Source organism: Chitinophaga cymbidii (assembly GCF_007992715.1).
Classification (GTDB): domain Bacteria; phylum Bacteroidota; class Bacteroidia; order Chitinophagales; family Chitinophagaceae; genus Chitinophaga; species Chitinophaga cymbidii.
Genome location: NZ_BKAU01000005.1, coordinates 85,012 through 105,869 on the forward strand (window position 1 = coordinate 85,012; position 20,858 = coordinate 105,869).

Annotated in this window: 9 protein-coding genes; all 9 read left to right on the forward strand. The window is 56.3% G+C overall.

The genetic code is table 11. The features are described from left to right. Positions 1-5 precede the first annotated feature (5 nt). Genes CCY01nite_RS19185 through CCY01nite_RS19225 form a run of 9 tightly spaced genes read left to right on the forward strand, consistent with a single transcriptional unit; the run spans position 6 to position 20,851 of the window. Positions 6-899, forward strand: coding sequence for a hypothetical protein (locus tag CCY01nite_RS19185; protein ID WP_146865211.1), 894 nt, complete (start codon positions 6-8; stop codon positions 897-899). Beyond that, positions 896-3,796, forward strand: a complete 2,901-nt coding sequence (locus CCY01nite_RS19190) for a SusC/RagA family TonB-linked outer membrane protein (protein ID WP_146865213.1) — start codon at positions 896-898, stop codon at positions 3,794-3,796. Before CCY01nite_RS19185 ends, CCY01nite_RS19190 begins: the two co-directional genes overlap by 4 nt. A gap of 18 nt (positions 3,797-3,814) precedes the next feature. Beyond that, on the forward strand, positions 3,815-5,305 hold the full coding sequence (locus tag CCY01nite_RS19195; protein WP_146865215.1) for a RagB/SusD family nutrient uptake outer membrane protein: 1,491 nt from the start codon (positions 3,815-3,817) through the stop codon (positions 5,303-5,305). After that, positions 5,305-12,060 carry a glycosyl hydrolase family 28-related protein gene (locus tag CCY01nite_RS19200; protein WP_146865217.1) on the forward strand — a complete coding sequence of 2,252 codons (6,756 nt, stop codon included), beginning with the start codon at positions 5,305-5,307 and terminating at the stop codon, positions 12,058-12,060. Before CCY01nite_RS19195 ends, CCY01nite_RS19200 begins: the two co-directional genes overlap by 1 nt. Beyond that, a complete protein-coding gene (locus CCY01nite_RS19205) occupies positions 12,057-15,974 on the forward strand; it encodes a fibronectin type III domain-containing protein (RefSeq protein WP_146865219.1) in 3,918 nt (1,305 codons plus the stop codon). Before CCY01nite_RS19200 ends, CCY01nite_RS19205 begins: the two co-directional genes overlap by 4 nt. Next, a complete protein-coding gene (locus CCY01nite_RS19210) occupies positions 15,971-17,818 on the forward strand; it encodes a glycoside hydrolase family 88/105 protein (protein ID WP_146865221.1) in 1,848 nt (615 codons plus the stop codon). Before CCY01nite_RS19205 ends, CCY01nite_RS19210 begins: the two co-directional genes overlap by 4 nt. Before the next feature lie 48 nt (positions 17,819-17,866). Beyond that, positions 17,867-18,514, forward strand: coding sequence for a hypothetical protein (locus tag CCY01nite_RS19215; RefSeq protein ID WP_146865223.1), 648 nt, complete (start codon positions 17,867-17,869; stop codon positions 18,512-18,514). A 40-nt stretch (positions 18,515-18,554) separates the two neighbouring features. Then, complete coding sequence (locus tag CCY01nite_RS19220) at positions 18,555-19,733, forward strand: DUF5005 domain-containing protein (protein ID WP_146865225.1); 1,179 nt, start codon at positions 18,555-18,557, stop codon at positions 19,731-19,733. A gap of 38 nt (positions 19,734-19,771) precedes the next feature. Next, positions 19,772-20,851, forward strand: coding sequence for an AI-2E family transporter (locus tag CCY01nite_RS19225; protein ID WP_146865227.1), 1,080 nt, complete (start codon positions 19,772-19,774; stop codon positions 20,849-20,851). The last annotated feature ends 7 nt before the right edge of the window (positions 20,852-20,858 follow it).

The following is a 20,858-nucleotide window of genomic DNA, read 5'->3' on the forward strand; positions in this document are numbered from 1 at the left end:
AACAGATGAGATTTTCAATATATTTACTGATACTCGCCTGCATGCTGGGCTGCAACCGGGATGACGATGCGCCGGCGCCCGCCGAAGGCATCATCTTCAGCCCGCTTTCCCAATACCAGGAAGCCTATCCCGGCCAGATCGTCACCTTCAAATTCAGGGCCGGCGCGCCGGAACCGGTTACCGGCTTTAAGCTCCGCTTCAAGCTGCCCGGATCGGAAGAATATGTTGCCTTGCCGCAGTATCCTGATCTGACACAGGACGCCCATACATTTGCCGGCTTCCAGACCTTTGAATATTCCATGCCTCCTTCCGCCACAGACACAGATGCCGAAGTGCGGATCAGGTTTACCGCCACTACCGCATCTAAAGATTATGAAGGGGAATATGTGATCAGGATGCTGAGCAACGGCATGCAGAACATGAAGCTGTACAGCGATGCCGCGAAAACCTATTTCAATTTCAGCGCGCTGGACCTCGTGAGCGGCAGCGGCGCCGCCGCCAACCCCGATCTCGTGGGCGTTGTACACGATTCTCATTTTCCGCTGCAGGACGTTACTTTTTCCGTACTGAACGGATGGACGAGCGGAAATGGCACCACCTTCAAGCTCACCACCGCCGCGAATTACAGCAAGGAACCCTCCACCTATGAAGCCACGTACCAGGCCATCGCGCCGGAACAGGAGCTGACCAGCGTAACCATGACAGGCGGCGAACCCGGCTCCGGCACAGGCTACCTGTCCCCCAACCAGTGCTACATCGCCAGAACGGAACGCGAAGGCGTGGCGCATTACATCGGCATGCAGGTAAAACGGGTGCCTTCACCGGTCATCAACATGATCAACAACACGGCCGTACTGGATCTTGCTAATGAATACATTCAGCTGGAAATCAAAAAATGAACAAGCTCATGGTAAAAAAGATATTATACAGCATCATCACCATATTGGCGGTTGCGGCGGACAGTTCCGCCCAGAGCGCGAAGAAACCCGTGGTACTGTTGCCGCTGCCGAAAGACAGCGCCGGCCCGGTGGTAGAGACAGGCTACGCCACTTTGCCGGCCACCAGTTATTCAGGCGCGGCGGCAGCGGTGTCCGGCAACACGATCGAACATTCACTGACGCCGAATTTCAAATCCGCTTTACAGGGCCGGCTGGCCGGTGTGCACATTGCGCAGGCCAACGGCATGCCCGCCAGTGAAGTGACCGTGCGGGTACGCGGCACCTCGTCCATTTACGCGGAAACAGCGCCGCTGTATGTGATCGACGGTGTACCTGTATACAGCGGTCCGCGTGAAGTAAAGGAAGCGGGTATCGCCGGTAACTGGGGGGCTACCTTCAACCCGCTGGTAGACATCAACCCGGATGATATCGAATCGATAGAAGTGCTGAAGGATGCCGCCGCCACGGCCATCTACGGCTCCCGCGGCGGTAACGGCGTGATCGTAGTCACCACCCGTTCCGGCAAAGGCGCGAATGTTGGCCGCGATGACGTGCGCCTGCATTACTACTACGGCGTGACCAGCGAAACCAACCGTGTGAACAGCCTCAACGGCCCGCAATACCTGAACGCGCTGGATAAAGCCTGGGTAAACAGCGGCGGCGCCGGCGAAGCCCCGTTCCCCACTGCTTCGGGGCTCACCCGCGGCGAAGCGGAAAATACCAGCACGGATCATGTGGACAGATCGCTGGAGCCCGGCAATGTGCAGCATGTATCTCTTTCTTCCGGGTACCACAGCGGAAAAACGAGCTTTTATTTCTCGGGTTCTTATCACAAGGAAAAAGGTATCCTCACCGGTAATGACCTCGTCCGCTATACCGGGAAAATAAAAGTCACCAACCAGGTGACCCGGCGGCTCTCCATCGGGCTGAATGCGGGAATGAATTATGTGGATTACTTCAATATGCCCACAGGGTACAGCACCGGCGGCGGTTTCAATGCCGCGCAGCGCAATCTGCCCGTATATCCTTTCATGAAAAGCGGCAAGTATTTCTTTCCGTCCGACCCCGCGATATACAACCTCCCCGGTTCCAACGTCACCGCCTTCCAGGATAAAGCCAATTACGATAATGAAGAGCATACGCGCCGTGTGTTCATTGCCGCCAACATCACGTACGACATCATGCCGGGGCTGGACCTCCGCCTCGATGCTGCGATGGACCAGTATTACCATACCCGCAGGGATTATCTCTCCCGCTTTGTGCGCTTCGGCTCCGTGGGGTCTGGCAATGGCAGGGAAGGCGTGCCTACCGCTTATGCCGGGTATGAAAAGTATTCCGAGAATGTTTACAACATCCGCGGCACGCTCAATTACAAAAAGAAATTCAAAGGCCATCAGCTCACAGGTGTAGCGGGATTTGAATTTTATTATAACGACAACCCGTACTTCTTCGCGGAAGGCGAAGGCTTTGTGAGCGACTACCTGCGGCAGCCTGCCATGGCTTCCTTCAGGAATGCCGTTACGCCCGCGGCGCTTGTTACCAACGTTAATTCCTTCGCAGGCTATTTCGGCAGCGCCCAATACGCCTGGAAGGAAAAATTCCTGGCAGGTGCCACGCTGCGTGTCGACGGTTCGTCCCGCTTCGGCGCCAATCAGAAATACCATGTGTTCCCCGCGGCCTCGGTGGGATATGTGCTGTCGGAAGAACATTTCCTGAAATCCGTTTCCGCGGTGAATTACCTCAGGATCAGGGCCAGCTATGGCCGTACAGGTAATGCGGGCATCGGCAACTATTCCTCGCTGGAACGTTGGGCGCTCACCAATAGCTCCCGCTATCTTTTGCAGGCAGGCGTGCATGCAGCCGGTTTCGGCAGCCCCGCGCTGGAGCCGGAGAAACAGGACCAGTTCAACATCGGCATAGATCTCGGTTTGTTCAACGACCGCATCAGCGCCGCCATCGATTTCTATAACAATACTACCCGCGACCTGATCCTCAGCTACAACGCGCCGCCTTCCGCGGGCGTGGTAGATCCGGGGCTGTGGCTGAACACCGGTTCCCTCCGCAACCGCGGCGTGGAGCTGAGCCTCGTCACCCGCAACCTCGTCGGCGCCTTCAAATGGACCACTGAACTGAACATCGCACGTAACAAAAATACCGTGCTGGACCTCGGCGGCGCCAGCGTTGCTTCCCATCCGAACATCGCGGTGTACGAAGGCAAACCGCTCGGCGTTTTTTACCTCGCGGAATATGCAGGCACAGACCCGGTAACAGGAGCGGAGCTGATCTATGACCTGGACAGGAATAAAGTACCGGCCACCAGCGCCGCGCAGATAGATGCGGCGCGCATCCCGCATTACGACAAACCTTCCGCCCCCAAATTCTTCGGCGGGCTGAACAATACTTTTACATTCAGGGATTTTGACCTCGGCGCTTTCCTGACTTTTTCCTACGGCAATTATATACTGGATGAAGGAGAAAGAGAGCTGAGCTATTTGAAAGGCAACAACAACCTGCGTGAAAGCGCGGTGGCCGCCGGTGCTCCGCGCCTGCTGTACAATGATCCGGTAGCAGGCAGCAATACCACCCGCTTCCTGCACGATGCTTCTTATCTGCGCATGCGGAACCTTACACTGGGGTATTCCTTCAACCGGCTGTTGAAAAACGTGAAGTTCGTCAGGAATGCAAGGCTGTACGTATCCGCGCAAAACCTGTTCACCATCACCGGCTTCTCAGGATGGGACCCGGAAGTGGCAGGCATGTACGGCACCAGCCTGGAAAGGAACCTGAACCAGGGCATCACTTATATGGACCTTCCGCAGGTACGCACATTTGCCACCGGCTTTAACCTGAATTTTTAAAACATCAAGACAAGCGTTATGAAGTTATCCATCACCATATTACTCTTCGCTTCGATGCTGCTTGGCAGTTGCAGCAAGTATATCAATGAGCCGGACCACTCCGTGCTGCCTACTGACATACTGGTAAGGTCCATGCGCGACCTGGATAACCTGCTGTACGGCGCTTACGGCGCTTTGGCGAACGACAACACACTGGCCGGTAACTGGAAGATATTTCCGGAGATCATGGCGGACCAGGTGGTGCTGAACGTAGACGGGCAGACGGCGGACGATCCTTATGTGGAGCTGTACAACCGCAACATGGCGGCGGCGCAGTACCCGGGCAACTGGCAGCAGGCGTATACCGCGATACAGAACGTGAACACCGTGCTGTATGCGATCGATAATAACATGATCACAAAGGAAAAAGATCCCGAGTTCAGCGACGGCGCGCGTAACAGGATCAAAGGAGAGGCGCTGTTCATCCGCGGCCTCGTGAACTTTGAACTGCTGCGCCTGTACGGGCATCAGTACGGACATAATTCCAGCGCCGCGCAAAGCGGCATCGTGCTGCGCACAAAGCCTGTTATCAACGTTACGAAACCGGAGGAGATACTCGGCCAGCGCCGCGCCACCGTGGAAGAATGTTATACGCAGGTGATCAACGATCTGAAGGAAGCGGAATCGTTGCTGCCTGTGGAACCGCTTCGCCGCGGGCGCGCTACTGTGCATGCCGCCGCCTCATACCTGGCCCGTGTATATTTCCAGATGAATGATTATCCGAATGCGCTGATACAGATCAACAAAGTAATAGGCCCCACGGCCGGAACGATTGAAACCGGCTTCAAGCTGGTGCGTTCCCCCGCTTACGGCAAGCTCACCACCGCGCAGGCGCAGGCCAACGTGCTGGCCGCTTTCAACGCCACCGGCACTGGTACTAAAGTATCCGAGATCATTTTCGATATGATCAGCGTAACCGGCGCTGCTTCCAACGGTGCTGTCAGCCGCAAGTATCTCCGTTCTTCTTCCATCGAGCCGCAATTCGCCATCAGCAGTACTTTCCTCGCAGAAGCGGCCTTTGCCAGCAGCGACGCCCGCCTCAGCAGGCTTATTACGAAAGCTAACGGCAAAAGCTACACGAGAAAGTTCGACCGCTCGCTGCTGAACGTTCCCATCATCCGTTCCGCGGAACTGGTGCTGGACCGCGCGGAAATACTCGCATTACAGGGCAATACGGAAGATGCCGCGAAAGATATCAACTACATCCGTTACCGCGCCATTCCGAACTATGATTCCGCGACCGTTATCGCTCCTGCGGACATACTTGAAGAAGTAAGAAGGGAACGCATCCGGGAGCTTTGCTTTGAAGGCGACCGCCTGCATGACCTGCGCCGCAGACAGGCGGATATCGGCGCCGGCGACCGCACCGGCGGCGTGTTACCGCTGCCCTGGAACAGCAACGGCCTCCTGTTTAAAATTCCTGATGCCGAGATCAAAGCCAGCAATGGCATGCAACAAAATGAAGATTGATGATGAATAGTAAAAAGATATGGACGGGCCTGCTGGCGCTGGTGTTATGCCTGACCGCTTACGCGCAGGAGCAGGACCCGTTCGCGCCCTACCTGACCGGCCAGCCGCCGGCGATAGAAGAAGACCTGGGCATGGAAACCACGCCGGAAGGCATACGCATACACCGTTTTGTGTTCCGCTCGCGGGAAGTGGACGGAAAGCCTTCGCTGGTTTTTGCGGCGATCGCATACCCCGCGGGCAAAGGGCCTTTCCCCGGCATGGTGCGCCTGCACGGTGGCGGCGGGTCTGCCGACATCCCTTCGGCGGTCAGCTCCGCGAAACAGGGATATGCTTCACTCGTACTGGATGTTCCCGGTGTGGCGGGCGCCAAATCCAGAAGCCCGAAGACCACCGGCCCCTGGCTCGGCAAGCCGATGATCGGCGCCAACCCGGATGCCACTGCCAGCAGCCTCTTTGATGCGGTGCTGGCCTCCGCGCAATGCGTGTATTTGTTGCGCGCGCAGCCGGATGTGGATAAAAACAACATCTGCGTAGCCGGCGCTTCCTGGGGCGGTTACACCGCTACGATGGTTGCCGCACTGGTGGATAAGGATATCGTGGCCACCTGGTCTGTTTTCGGTTCGGGGAACTTTCTGCTCGGCGCGTATACTACCGGGCAGTTGCAGAAACTGCCGGAAGCGGAAAGGAAGAACTGGGAAAAGTGGCTGGACCCCGGCTCCCGCGCGAAGCATATCACGAAGCCGTATTTCATCTCCACCGCTTCCAACGACCGCCACTGGTCATGGATGGCGGTACAGGCCACACTGGCGGATATCAAAGGCCCGGTGAACCAGTTCTATTCCCCGAACGACAACCATGCCATGACCTATCCCGGCAACAAGAACATGCTCCATTTTTTCGATCATTATATCAAACATAACAAACCGCCCTTACCCCGGGTCATCGCCGGTAAAACCCGCCGCCTGAAAGACGGCAGGGCGGAAGTGACCTTCTCCGTAAAAGACACCACGCAGCTCACGGAAGCAAAAATATATTACTGCGATGCGGCGCCGGTATGGACGGAAAGGAAGTGGATACCGGCAACGGCTACACGGAACAGGAAGCAGTTCAAAGCTTATGTTCCGGCTGATATTGCGGGTAAACATTTTTCCTGGTATGCGATCGTGACCGATAAGAATGAAGCGGCCTGGGGCGATAAAAATGCGGTTTGCTCCAGCCTAATACAAGACATTTCGCCGTTGCTCGCGCTGGCCGGGGAGCCGGTGGTGCTTAACAGCAACGAAACCGCAGGGCCGGGCGATGTGTTCGGCTTGCAGGGCGCCGGTTTCGGCAGTAATCCTGAAGTGTGGTACGCCGCCGTTACCGGAAAGGAAAAGAAGCTGCAACCGCTGGCCCGCCTGGAAGTAGTCAGTGCATCAGACAGGAACGTTTCCGCATTGATGGCGGATGATATAAAGAAAGGAACCCTCGTGGCCGTATGGATCAAAAACGGCAACACGTTCAGCGAACCGGTATTCCTCAACAAGGCTAGGGCCGTAACCCTCGAATACGACGAGATCATGCCCGGCCAGCCGTTCCGCATTTTCGGCCGGAACCTTTCCGTGCCGGGGCATGCGGCGGCGGTACGCTTTGCAAAAGAAAAAGGCAAAGGATCATGGCCGGCGAAAGTAGTAAAAGCGGACGCCTATACGCTGGAAGTCATCGCGCCCGCGAACATCACCCATAACACCCGTTACAAAGTATACCTCACCAACGGCGCGGGCGGCAGCTGGGGCGAATCCGCCGCGGAAGAAATACTCGCCGGCCGCAAGGCCGCCGCCGATCCGTTCGGCCTGAAAGCCGCCTGGGGAACGGAATTCACGTTCGCGCAAAATGTTTACAATGTTAAAACAGACAGCCGACTGCCGCTCAAGGCAAAAGGCGATGGTGTTACAGACGACCGCAAGGCATTGCAGCAGGCCATCGATATCGCGCACCGGCAGGGCGGCGGTGTGATCTATTTCCCGGCAGGAAAGTACCGCCTGGAAATACCCACCGGCAGCGGGCTGGTGATGCGCTCCAACATCGTGCTGAAAGGAGATGGTCCCGGTAAAAGTATTATTCAATACGGCTTTGGTACGCCGCCGCCGTATCCTGACCCGATCGGTAAAGGCGGCTGGTCTGATACCACCACGGACGGCGTTGCCATCCTCTGGCCGCTGGGTACTACATTGACCGGCTTGTGCGATTTGCAGCTGGACAATGTGAACACCAGCGGCAAATGGCGCCATAGCATCAAGACCATGGCGCCGCCCGTGAAGAAGCCCGGTGCGGGCGGCTCGAAGTTTTTCGCCGCCAACTGCCGCTTCAACTTCTCCGTTGCCTGGGGCTTGTCGTGGGGCTATGTGGACCGCATGGTGATCCGCGATTGTTATTTCGACAGCAAGGCGACCATCACCTGGCCCTGGCTGTGGCATTGCAACGGCTCCACCAATTTTTCCGTGCGCAACAACACCGTGCGTTACGCGGCGGGCCGCTTCGGCTTCAATGAAAGCTACAACGGCATCATCGAAAATAATGATATCACCCGCCTCGGCGATCTGCAAAATCCGAAAGGCGAAACAGGCGGGTTCAACATTGACTTCGCGACCGACATTGTGATGATGGGCAACCGCATGGACGTGGAAGGCCGCGAGATAGAATACCATAACCAGGGCGAAACCATCCTCAGCCAGGGCGGCAACCCCGAGAATATGAGCATGGGCGTAGCCACCGCCGCTACCGCCACTACATTGACAGACGCCACAAAACAATGGGAACGCATCAGAACGGAAACGCTCAGTTCCTCCAGCGCGCTCTGCATTGTAGACGGCAAAGGCGCCGGACAATGGCGCCGCATCGTAAAGAATAATGCCACCACTATCACGGTAGACAAACCCTGGACCATCATCCCCGATAAAAGCAGTCACTATGTAGTCATCTGCTGGTCTGCCGAAGACTGGCTGGTGAAAGACAACGTGCTGGAAGGCAACAACCGCGGCATCTGGTTCTACTGCGGTAATACGGACGTGGCGATTGTCGGTAACCGGCTGACCAACTCCGAAGGCATTTACCTCCGCGCGGACCAGCGCCGCAACATGGGCCTCGGCCGCTATAACCTTAGCTGGAACACACTGGTAGCGGACAACAAAGTGATCAACACCAATGGTCTTCGCCCCGCTTTTGTTTGCAATACGCTGGCGCTCGTAACGCCGGATTCACTGCACGGCATCGGAAGCCTCGGCATAGAGATCCGCCGCAACTTCGTGCAGGCGCATGTTCCCAACTCCGCATCTTTCGTGAAAGGAGAAGGCTACTTCAATGAAGTAAGCTACAAGAACGAGATCAAAGGCAAGGCCACCGGCATTATCGGCACCATCTTCGACGGCAACGTGGTGGAGAACGCGGATATCGGCTACCGTCTTGTGAAGTCCATCGATCAGACGGTGATCAAAGACCCGGTGTATAAAAATGTGAAAACGCCTTACCTGGAAGCAAAGGGGACGGTGTTGCTGAACGACCGCAGCAAGCAGGCGATCCCGGTGAAATTTACATTGAAGGAAGCCGGTTTCGTTACGCTGGTCATCGAACAACCGGACGGCAAAAGGATACGGAACCTCGTTTCCGAAACATGGTTCCCCGCGGGTGAGAACACCGCGTGGTGGGATGGCATGGATGATCTCGGCCGGGACGTGGATGCGGCGAAGCATGGTGTATATCACATTCCCGCGAAGTTCGTGGCGCCGGGGCAATACCGGGTACGCGGACTGGTGAGAGGAGAGATCAAACCGTACTATGAGTTTTCGCCTTATTACACCGGCACCCCGCCCTGGAGAACGCAGGACCATACCGGCGCATGGCTGGCGAATCACACGCCGCCGAAAGCCGCACTGTTCGTGCCCGGCGACCGTTCACCCACGGGTCAGCCTTCCATCATCCTCGGCGCTTACGTGACCGAAGGTCCGGACGGCTTTGCCTGGATTGACCTGGATGGCCGCAAACGCGGCGGCAAAGCCTGGATCGGCGGGCACTGGACCGCCGCGCCTTTCCTGGCGGGAGATAACGGCGAACAGGCAGTGCCCGGCGCGCATGTGTACGTGGCCTCTGTCTGGGAGACCAGTAAACAGTCCGGCCTCGCCGAACTTAGGCTGAATGCCATGAAGGCCAACCATGCAAAAAATGATTACACAGTAAAAGAAGTGCTGCTGCATCCTTTAGGCCCCATGCCCAAAAACGAAGTGACGGGCGTTATCGGCGGAATGGCGGCGCACAACGGCACCGTGGTGATCAGCATGATAAAAAAAGACCGGCTGCTTTTTATTGATGCAGCCAAAGGAAAACTGGCGGACAGCTTGCAGGTATCCGCGCCGCGCGGATTGGCGTTTGACGCCAAAGGCCGTCTGCTGGTACTTTCCGGGAAAAAGCTGCTGCGCTTTCCCGCGCCGCATGCAAAGCCGGAGCAACTCGTTACAAAAGGTCTGGAAGATCCTATCGCCATCACGCTTGACAGGAAAGGCAATATCTATGTAAGCGACCGTGGCAACAGCCATGTAGTGAAGATCTATTCTCCTGGTGGTAAGTTCCTGCGGAGCATCGGTTCGCCCGGTGCTCCACGTGCAGGAGCGTATGATCCCATGCATATGAACAATCCCGCCGGTATCGCCATCGATGCAAAGCAGCAGCTGTGGGTCACGGAAGAAGATTATCTGCCCAAGCGCGTCAGCGTATGGACGCTGGACGGAAAGCTGGTAAACGCCTTTTACGGTCCCCCTAAATACGGCGGCGGCGGTACGCTGGACGCTCATGATAAAAAACGTTTTTATTACGCGGAAGAAGAAAATGGCGCGATGGAATTTATCCTGGACTGGAAAAAAGGCACGTCGAAACTGAATCGCATACATTACCGGCCTGTTGCCGGAGATATGCAGCTGGCGTTCAGGAGCGCCGGGCCGGAGATCGCGTTGTACCGCAACGGACAACGTTATTTTACGAACAGCTACAACAGCAGTCCCACGAACGGGCATTCCTCCGCCTTCCTGTTCATTGAGCGGGACAGCATTGCCTATCCGGTGGCGGCGATGGGAAGGGCCGCATTGTGGGACCGGTTGAAGGAAGATGATATGCGGTCCCGCTGGCCCGCGGGTGTTGACCTGAACGGCAAGCCGCCGAAGAACGAGGCGTTCTTCATCTGGCAGGACCTCAACGGGGATGCACATGCACAGCCGGCTGAAGTCACCATGCAAAAAGCATCCGTTGGCGGTGTGTCCGTTATGCCGGATCTTTCCTTTTGCATTTCAAGACTAAACGAATCGGCTATACGTTTTCCGCCGGTGGCGTTTGCAGACCGCGGCCTTCCGCGGTATGATATGGCAAAGAAACAGGTACTGGCGGCCGGCGTGCAGCGCCCCGCTTCTTCGGGCGGCGACCAGGTGCTGGTGGGGCCGGATGGCTGGTCCGTACTCACGCTTGGCATAGCGCCGTACTCGCGGTATTCTTTCAGCGGCGTAAAGAACGGCGTGCCCATGTGGAGCTATCCCAATATGTGGCCCGGCCTGCACGCTTCGCATTCCGCACCCAGTGCGGACCGCAGGGGGCAGCTGATCGGGCCTACCCGTTTGCTGGGTGGTTTGATGCCGAACAAAGGATCGGACGCGGGGCCGCTCTGGGCGGTCAACGGCAATCACGGCAGCGTATATGTGTTCACGGCGGACGGCCTGTTTGTAGCCACGCTTTTTGTGAACATGCGCGACGGCCAGCTGTGGCGGATGCCTAAAGGGTACCGGAACATGCCGCTGGACGGTATTTCGCTCGGCGAAGAGAATTTCTGGCCCAGCATCACGCAAACGGAAGATGGCAATGTTTATATCGTGGATGGCGCGCGCAGCGCGATCGTACGGCTGGATGGTATGCACAGCGTGCACCGCCTGCCGGATAGGATGATCAACGTCCGCAACACCGATCTTGAACGCAGCCGCGCTTTGTTCGCGGAAGCGGAAGCCGCGCGTCAGCAGGACCAGGGCGTTAAAGAGATGACCGTTGCCCTGCGGCAGGCACAGCCCGTGGTGGACGGCCGGTTGAATGACTGGTCGGATGCTTCCTGGGTGGATATCGACAAGAGAGGCGTAAAAGCTTACTTCAACGCGAATACCCGTCCGTATGACCTCACCGGCGCCGCCGCTATTTCCGGCGACCGCCTGTATGTGGCCTACCGTACCGGCGATTCCGCCCTGCTGAAAAACTCCGGTGAAATGCCAGTAGCGCCTTTCAAAACAGGCGGCGCGCTGGACCTGATGATCGGCGCGGACGGAGAAGTGGACCCGGAACGCAGGAAGCCCGTGGCCGGCGATGCCCGTTTACTCGTGACCGTAGTGAACGGAAAACCTCTGGCGCTTTTGTACCGCGCCGTGGTGCCCGGCACCCGCGAAGAAGATAAGATACCTTTTTCTTCCCCCGCCAATACCATTACATTCGACAAAGTGGAAGACATCAGCAGCCAGCTGGAATTTGCGGGCAGCGAAGGAAATTATGAGATATCCGTTCCCGTTAGTGTGCTCGGCCTGAAGCCTGCGAACGGACTGGAAATAAAAGGAGATATCGGCGTACTGCGCGGAGATCAGGGACAGACCACTTCCCGCAGCTACTGGAGCAACAAGGCTACCGGCATTACGGCGGACGTTCCGTCTGAAGCCATGCTCACACCGAACCTTTGGGGAAAATTCAAATTCAGCAGCAGATGAGGACAATCAGCATGATATTTTTCCTGTTGCTTTCCGCGGGCAGTATGCTCGCGCAGGCGCAGCAGAAAGTACGGACGATCCGGTTGAAGGATGCGCTGCAACATCCCGGCATGTCGTGGCCGGTGAGCCTGCTGCAATACCAGCTGGAAGATATGCGCAATACTCCGTTGACGGTAACGGATGAAGCCGGTAAGCCGGTGCCGTTCCAGGTTATGGAAGACCGGCTGTATGTGTTGTCTGATCTGCCGTCCGGCGGGGAGCGGGTTTTTTATGTGAAAGCGGGTAGCGGTAAACGTCAACGTACAAACGTCGCTGACAAACAGCAGCCGGGCGGGCAGTCATCCGGAGGTATTCACGGTAAGCAACAGCCGGGCGGCGCTGACGGGCAACAGCCCACAGGCGTCCACATCCGGCAAAATAAAAACAGCGTACTGCTGTCGAACGGCGCATTGCAGGTAGAGCTTCCCGCGCCCGGGGTTACAAAGCCGGCACCGCCGGTGCTGCGGTACGGCAAAGACGAACAATGGCTAGGCCGTGGTGAATGGTTTTCCGGTGAGGTAACGGCCATGCATGTACGCCAATTGGCTGCCGGGCCGGTGTTCGCGGAATACAGCATTGATTATGATTTTAAGAACGGACAACATTACAAGGCGGTAATCCGCCTCACAGCGGGCATGGAGTTCATGGAACTGGAAGAAACGATGAGGGGGGTCACCGCAAAAGACGCCATTGCATGGCGGATGGTGTGGGACGGCATACATCCCCGCTACCGTTACACCGCCACCCGCGGCAGCAATGCCAAAACCTACGACGCCATCCAGTGGGAACCGATGGAAGGATTGAAAGATCTTCCCGAAACGCCCCGGCATCCGCTCATACCTTCCGACCAGGAGAACGGCGCAGACGGCGAATTGCCTTTTCACCTCGCCGCTTACGATAACTGGATGAGCTGGTGGCGCCTGCCCACCGCCGCATTCTGGAATGAGAACGAGCCGGTCACCATCGGTATTTTTATTAAGGATACGGAACGCTGGAACGACGGGGCATACCCGCTCTGGGGCTCGAAGAACAACCTGAGCATCCGCTACTACTGGCAAAACAATATTCTCGATTACCGTTTCCCGCTGGTCAGCGGCACGCGCTCTACCGCGCTGGCCGCATACGATCACCGGAAAGATGTGGAAGCGGTGAACAGTGCCCGGAAACCCGTCGCATACATCGAAACCCTGCGCCGCTGGCATGGCTGGGTGCCGCTGAACAAGGTGAAGGACTGGGTGCTGGATTATCCTTCCGGCAAGGAAAATAAACATCACTACTTCACGCCGGAGCTGGCGGGACATTTAACCATTGGTAACATCGAGCAGAGCTTGCGGAGCATGCTCACTTCCATCAGCACCGGATCAGAACGCAATGGCGGCCCGACGCCCGTGGGCAGCCGCGTGTTCTACAATTCCATTGCACCGTCTTTTGATGTGAACAGGAGTAAAATGAGCCCGGAACAATACCGGAAGCTGCGCGCCTGGTTCCTGTTCATGAGCTACGTAATGATGGATGAAAGCCTGATGCCCATGCGGACGATGCTCAGCGGCCACCCGAATTTCCTGGCGGACGTGAAAGGTATTCCCGGGCTGAGCGCTTACCTCTTCCCGGACCATCCGCAGGCGAAGCAAATGGCGGAACACTTTGAAAAGGCCATGCGCCTGAATTATCATTATCATATCCGTCCCGATGTACCGGCCTGGAACGCAAAAGGCGGCCGGTGGACGGAGAACCTCGCCACCTACACCTGGGCGGCATTGCGCCCTACGCTGCATACGAACTTTCTTTTACACCATTCCTATGACGGCCGGAACCGCCTGTTGCAACCCGGTGTGTCGAAGCTCGGGGGCTGGTTGCTGAACACGCTTACTTCGCCGCTGGATGCGGAGAACGGCCGCCGTACCTATCCGCCGCAGGGGGCGCATGCGCAGACCGTGCTGCATGGCCTGCCGGATTTGCTGCGTCTTTTTGCGCAGGAAATGTACTATTACGATCCCCTGCTGGCGGAACATATTTTTTACCTGACATCTTCCGGTGACAAGGGTTTTGAAGCGAAAGAAAAGAAGCCCGTCTGGCGCGATGTGCTGCGGGGAGAATGGGCGGACAACAAAGGCACGCCGCCGGACCTGCGTTCAGAAAAGTATACCGGCTACGGTTTTGTGCTGCGCAGCAACTTTGGAAAAAAGGATGAAATGTATGTGCATCTGCAACAGATCGATGACGGGCCGAACTACCGCTGGGGCAGAGCCGCCGGAGGCGGCAACGGCGTGATCTATTACACCGCCGCGGGCAAACGTTACAGCTTCAATGGCCCCGAAGATGTGGGGGACGGCCCTTTCGGCGATGTGGAACGATGCACCAACTTCGGTGTGAAGAAAGCCGCCGGCTACCGTGGCATCGGCCCGTACCGCGCCGTAGGAAGAAATGAGCTGACCGCGCCGCTGTATGATTTCGGCTTCGCGCAATCGGCGAAAGTATATGCGAACAAGGAGGCCATACCAGATTACCGCTCCCGGAGCGTGCTGCAATCCGGCGCAAATTATATCGTTGTGCTGGATGATGTGGAGCATGAGCAGACGGAAGGACGGTTTTCCTGGTTCGTTGAAAAGGATGCGGAATTTCCTTTCATCCACCAGGTGAGCCCCGGCGTGGCTCCTGTAGACGCCAACATCACTCCTTCGCAAAGCGGCTATCACAAAGATCCCGCGGTATTGCCGGTTAAAGGACGGTATTATGACGGAAAAGGAGATTTTCTCACCGTTGTTACCCATCTCCCCGGTATCAAAGTCAGGAAGACCGCCGAAGGTTGCGAAGTAACGCTGCCGGATGGAAGTGTGGAAAGGATCGTGGTATCCAATGGTAGCTTGCGTATACTGAAACCTTCCGCAGGGGCCTTGTTTGGCGGAAAAAAGATCAGCGGTGCAGGAATTGATATCCAACTCGAAAAAGAAGCGGGTATCAGCTTTGAACAAACGCCTGCCGGTTACCGTGGTACATTCCAGTCAGACAAACCGCAATGCGTAACCTTTTCGCAGAAAGAAATTAAAGGGCTGGTATTTTATATCGATGGGATGCCCCACCGGGGCACCGCTATCTGCTTTCCCGCCGGAAAGCATGACTGGCAATGGACGAATGCCGGCGTAATCCCGCAGCGGCCTGAAATAACAGGAACGATTACACGCAGCCGTGGATGTGACGTTAGCTGGAATAATATCCCCGGCGCTACATCTTACCAGCTTCAGCTCAGCCATGACAACGGCGGCAGCTGGACTACGGTGAAAGATAACATCCGCACGGCAACAACCACGCTTACTAACCTGAACGATAATACGAAGATTCACTTGCGCGTGATCGCCAAAGGCGCCGGAGGAAGTAGCGAGCCGTCCGCGGCATATCCGGTATACGTAAATGCCCGGACGCCGCATGCCCCGGAGGGTTTGGTACTTCAGCAGACAACTGCTCCGGGCGGGCTAACGCCGGTTGTTCCGAAAGCTCCAGCGGCAGTTACGCTCACCTGGGGAAAAGTCCTCGGCGCCAAAACCTACAAACTATACCGCCGCAAAAAAGGTACAACAACATGGCAGCTTATCTACACCGGCGCAAACCGTTCTTTCACAGATGCGGCCATCAAACCCGCCATCATCCGGGAATACGCTGTAACCGCTGTCAACGGTAACGGCGAGAGCAGCAAAAGCACCACCGTGGACACCGACCCGCAAAGTTTCCTCAACCAGGAACCCCATACGGGTGAAGGCTTCCGCCGCGATACCGAAAATCACGAAAACGGATTCCCCGAATTCAATCCCATCATAGAAGACAAGATGCCCATCCTCCGTTACCCGGGGCATCCTGGAAAAAAAGAAAACAAGCAATGAAGAAGCAATGTAAACTGATCCTGGCGCTCGTCATGCTGGCGGGCTATGGAAAGGCACAGGACCCGCTTGCCGTTATCAAAACAGTGGCAGACAAGATCGTTCGTGAAACACCCTTCAAATTCCAGCTGGTTGTACCTTCCAACGCCCGCGAGTTTGATTTTGTGAAGCATGTGGACCTGGGCAGGACCTTTGGCCTGGGAAGACCGGCCGTAGCATATGCCCTGAGCCAGCTGGAATGTAACGCCGATACTTCCTTCACCATGCAGGTCAGCCATAACGACGGACTGAAAATATGGATCAACGGCAAAGTAGTGTATGAAAAGAACGGCGACCGCAAAGTGAATGTGGTCCCGCGGGAACGCGACATCGTACTCGAAGATGCATTCCCCGTCCACCTGAAAAAAGGCGCCAACCGCATACTGGTAAAGTCTGAAACAAAAGGAGAGGAGTGGATCTTTTACATCCAGCCGAAAGACGCTTTGATAGAAGAACGCAAGCCCGGCAGCCCGCGGCTGTCCATCGCAAAGCTGCCGCAGATCACGCCGGAGATCGCGAAGCTGAGCAACTGGCTCGTGATCGGCTCCTTCGGAAATCCTTTGCAGAACGGGGAACGCACCGGCCTGCAAACCGTTTACGGTCCCGAGAAAGAATTTAAGATCGGCAAGTTGTATGACGATGGTAAAAAAGGCACGTCGTGGACGATCCCGAAGGTGGAAGTATTTGCGGATGTGCAGGACCCACGGCCATACTGGGGCACGTATTACAACTGGAATTACCATGCCGGCGGCGTGGCCTGGGCCATGTCGCACCTCGGTGAAGTGACGGGCGTAAAAAAGTATGATGACTACGGGAAGAAATGGACGGATTTTATGCTGGAAGAAAAGCCTTTCATCGGCTACCAGGTAAATGTGCTCAATGGGTTTGAATCCACCCATCATCAACTCTTCAACACACCGCTGCTGGATTTTACCGCGGCGCCCGCGCTGCCTTTCATCGACCGGCTGGTGCGGAAAAAGCAGTTCCCCAACCGCCCGGCATACGAAGCCTTTGTACAAGAAGTGAAAGCCTACGTGCTGCATGACCAGATACGGCTGCCAGAAGGAAATTTCACCCGCGAAACCCCCGTGAAATACACCACCTGGGTAGATGACATGTTCATGGGCATACCGTTCCTGTTACAGGCTTCTTTGCTGTCCACCGATCCGGCCGAAAAGAAAAAATTGCTGGACGATGCGGCGAACCAGGTGCTGGCATTCAACAAACAGGTATTTGATCCTTCCGTCGACCTTTATCAGCATGTGCAATATTCCGGCAACAAGGTGAAAATGCCCTATTGGTCCCGCGCCAACGGCTGGGGCATCTGGGCCACAACGGAAGTGCTGAAATATCTGCCGGCCAATCATCCAAAACGTAACACCATTCTCGACAGCTATAAAAAGCATGTGAACGCGCTGGTGAAGCTGCAAAACCCCAGGAGCGGCTACTGGCATAATGTGCTGGACCGCCCCGATTCTTACGAGGAGCTGTCCGGCACCGCCATCTTTACGATGGTCATCGCCCGGGGCATCAACGAAGGCTGGCTGTCCCGCAAGCAATACGAACCCTACGCGCTGCTGGGCTGGAAGGCGGTGGAATCTTCCATTGAACCGGACGGCACGGTGCATAACATTTGCGTAGGCACCATGAGCAGTGAAGATGTGAATACTTACCTGGAGCGTCCGAAAGTGGATGATGATTCGCATGGCATCATCGGGCTGGTGTTTGCCGGCATCGAAATGGACCGGCTGCTGGGCGGGGCGCGGAAGCTTCCGGGCGTGGCGCAGCAGGCGAATGGCGGGAAGTAACCAAGAGTTGGTATAGTAATTGGGGCGTTATGTACAAATCATACTGTTATGAAAAAGTATGTAACGCCCCTTATTGTTGTTACAGCATACCTGCTGTTAACAGCCTGCGGTTCCTCCACCCGGATCACCGGCTCCTGGAAAGCCCCTGAAGCCGCATCACAGGTGAAAGATTATAAAAGCGTATTCATCGCCTCTTTCAGCCGTAATATGGAAGTGCGCACGAAGCTGGAAAACGCTTTGGCGGCCGAAGCGGAAAAGCGTAATATCAAAGCGATCAAAAGCACCACCTGGTTCAGCCCCGACTTTTACGAAAAACTCCCGGAGAAAGACGCCCTGATGGCCCGGATCGCCGAAGCCGGCGCTGACGCCATCCTCACCGTATCATTGATCAACAAGGAAAGTGAGACCCGGTATGTGCCCGGCAGCGCAAGATACGCCCCGATGCCGGCCTTCCGGTGGTATGGCGGTTTCTATTCCTATTACAGTTACTGGCGCCCCATGTTCTACGATCCGGGGTATTATGTGACAGACAAAACCTATTTCCTGGAAACCAACCTTTATGATGCGGCCTCGGAAAACCTGATATGGTCCGCCCAGTCGGAGACCGTGAACCCCGGCGGTATCGACAATTTCGTGCGGGATTATCCGCAAAAGCTGGTGGAACAGATGGAGATGGACGGGATATTAAAGCCGTAGCGTTTTGCCGGGTGTCATACTTTTTTTATTTTCACCTGTTATGGGGATCAAACGTTTTATGCTCGCTTTACTGGCATTGACATGCGCACACGGATCGATGGCGCAGCGAAAGAGATTTCAGGATTCCCTTCTTTTCTCCGTGCAGCCCGCGCCGGAATGGTCCGCGCTCTTTACCCGCTCTTCCGGCTGGTTCGGGGCGGACGGCATCTTTTCCGTTACGCGCGACGGAGTGGAAACGCCCGGCGCAGCGGAGCACAGCGAAACCATCCTCTGGTTCAGCGATACTATGCTCGGGGAGATCAGCGGCGATTCCCTGCTGCCGGGATCAAGGATGATCAATAATTCCATCGCCGTGCTGGATACCGGGAGGAACATCAGTTTCCACTGGAAAGAAAGCAATGGTAAAAGCGCCGCCATATTTGTTCCCGGAACACGCTCCACGCAACCGGGAGATTATTACTGGCTGGGCGACGGTTTTGTCAACCCCCAGCGGCAGCTGTACATATTCGGTTTCAGGATGCGTAACACGCCCGGCGGCGGAACGTTCGGGTTTAAAGAGATGGGCAACTCCCTGATCATTGTGCCGGCGGGAAGCCAGCCGCCTTTTGATATTTACCGCGAGATCGAAATACCGTTTTTCCGCCAGGCGGGTATTTCATTCGGCGCCGGCATATTTGTGAATACCGTGGAAGCCGGCGCGCGGAACCCCGACGGCTACGTGTACATCTACGGCGTGAGAGGCGCCGGCAAACAATTGATCATCGCCAGGGTCAAACCGTCCGACATCGAATCGTTTTCCAAATGGACGTTCTGGAACGGCAGGCGCTGGGACCGCAACGTAGCCCGCATCGCCAATGTAACGGATCATGTTTCCAACGAGCTGGGCATGATGCAGCTGGAAGACGGCAGATATGCGCTCGTGTTCCAGGAAGACGGCATGGGCAAACACGTCGCCCTCCGCCTGGCCCCCACGCCGGCCGGTCCCTTTGGCAAACTGATACGGCTATACGATTGCAGCGAAGTGCTGGCGGGAGATAAAGACCTGTTTGTTTACAACGCCAAGGTGCACCCGGTGCTCTCCGCGCCGGACGAGCTGCTGATCAGCTTCAACGTAAATTCATTCGACTTTTTAAATGATCTCCGCGAAAAGCCCCGGTTGTACCGGCCGAGGTTTATCCGGGTAAGGATATTGCGGGACAGCAGCAAGGTAGGGGAGTAGTGCTGAACAAATGCAGATAATATGCGTTATATTCATGTATGCAGCCCTCTATTTTCCCCCGCCCCCGGAGTGTCATAGAAACGATACTCGTTCTCCTGTTATTGCTCGCCCTGCTTTTTGCGTTGTATGACGTGCTGAAGGTATTCTTCGGTGTTTTTACGTTCGCCCTGATATTCTACGTGTCTTTCGAGCGGACGTACGCCTGGCTCGTCCGTACGCTGAACAACCGGCGGAAGCTCGCGGCCGTTATCTATTCACTGATCCTGTTACTGATCATCGCGCTGCCCGTTGTGTACCTGGTCACCGCGCTGGGCCGGCATGCGCAGGAACTCGTGCATTTTGTGCGGGACGTGCAGGCGAACGGACTGCCGCCCTTGCCGGAGAACATCGCTTCCCTGCCTTTCGTAGGCGATTTCTGGAAAGAGCTGCGGGAGAACCCGCGAGAAACCATTACCGGCCACGAGCATGAAGTAAAAGCAGTCGTGCATCATATTGTAACCGGCGGCGCGGGCATCCTGGCCGTTGCGCTGCAGGTCATTCTCGGCATTATTATCTCCGCTTTCCTGCTGGCGGCGGGGCAAAAGGTGCTGGACCCGCTGAAGGCCACATTACAGCATCTGCTCGGGAAGCGGGACGGCCTGACTTTGCTGGATGCCACCGCGCATGCCATCAGGGGCGTGTCTATCGGGGTGATCGGAACGGCGTTTATCGCCACGGTCATTTCGTGGATAGGGTTTATGATCGCCGGTGTGCATTTCCGGTTGCTGTTGTGCGCGCTCGTGTTCTTTTTTGTGTTGATACAGATAGGACCGCTGGCCGTGTGGCTGCCGCTGGTGATATGGATGGCTACACAGGGGCATGCCGGGATGACTGTCTTCCTGGCCGTTTACGCGGTGTTCGTGCTGGTGATCGATGCGGTGCTGAAGCCTGTGCTCATTGCGAAAAGCGGCGGGAAACTGCCCTTCCTGGTGTTGTTTCTCGGTGTGATCGGAGGGGTGGCGGCCTGGGGGTTTACAGGGATGTTCAAAGGCGCGATCATCCTCGCCGTGTTTTATACCGTCTTCACCTCCTGGCTGGAAAGCAAAAAGAGCAGGATTTCGGTGGATGATATTACCTGATGCAAAT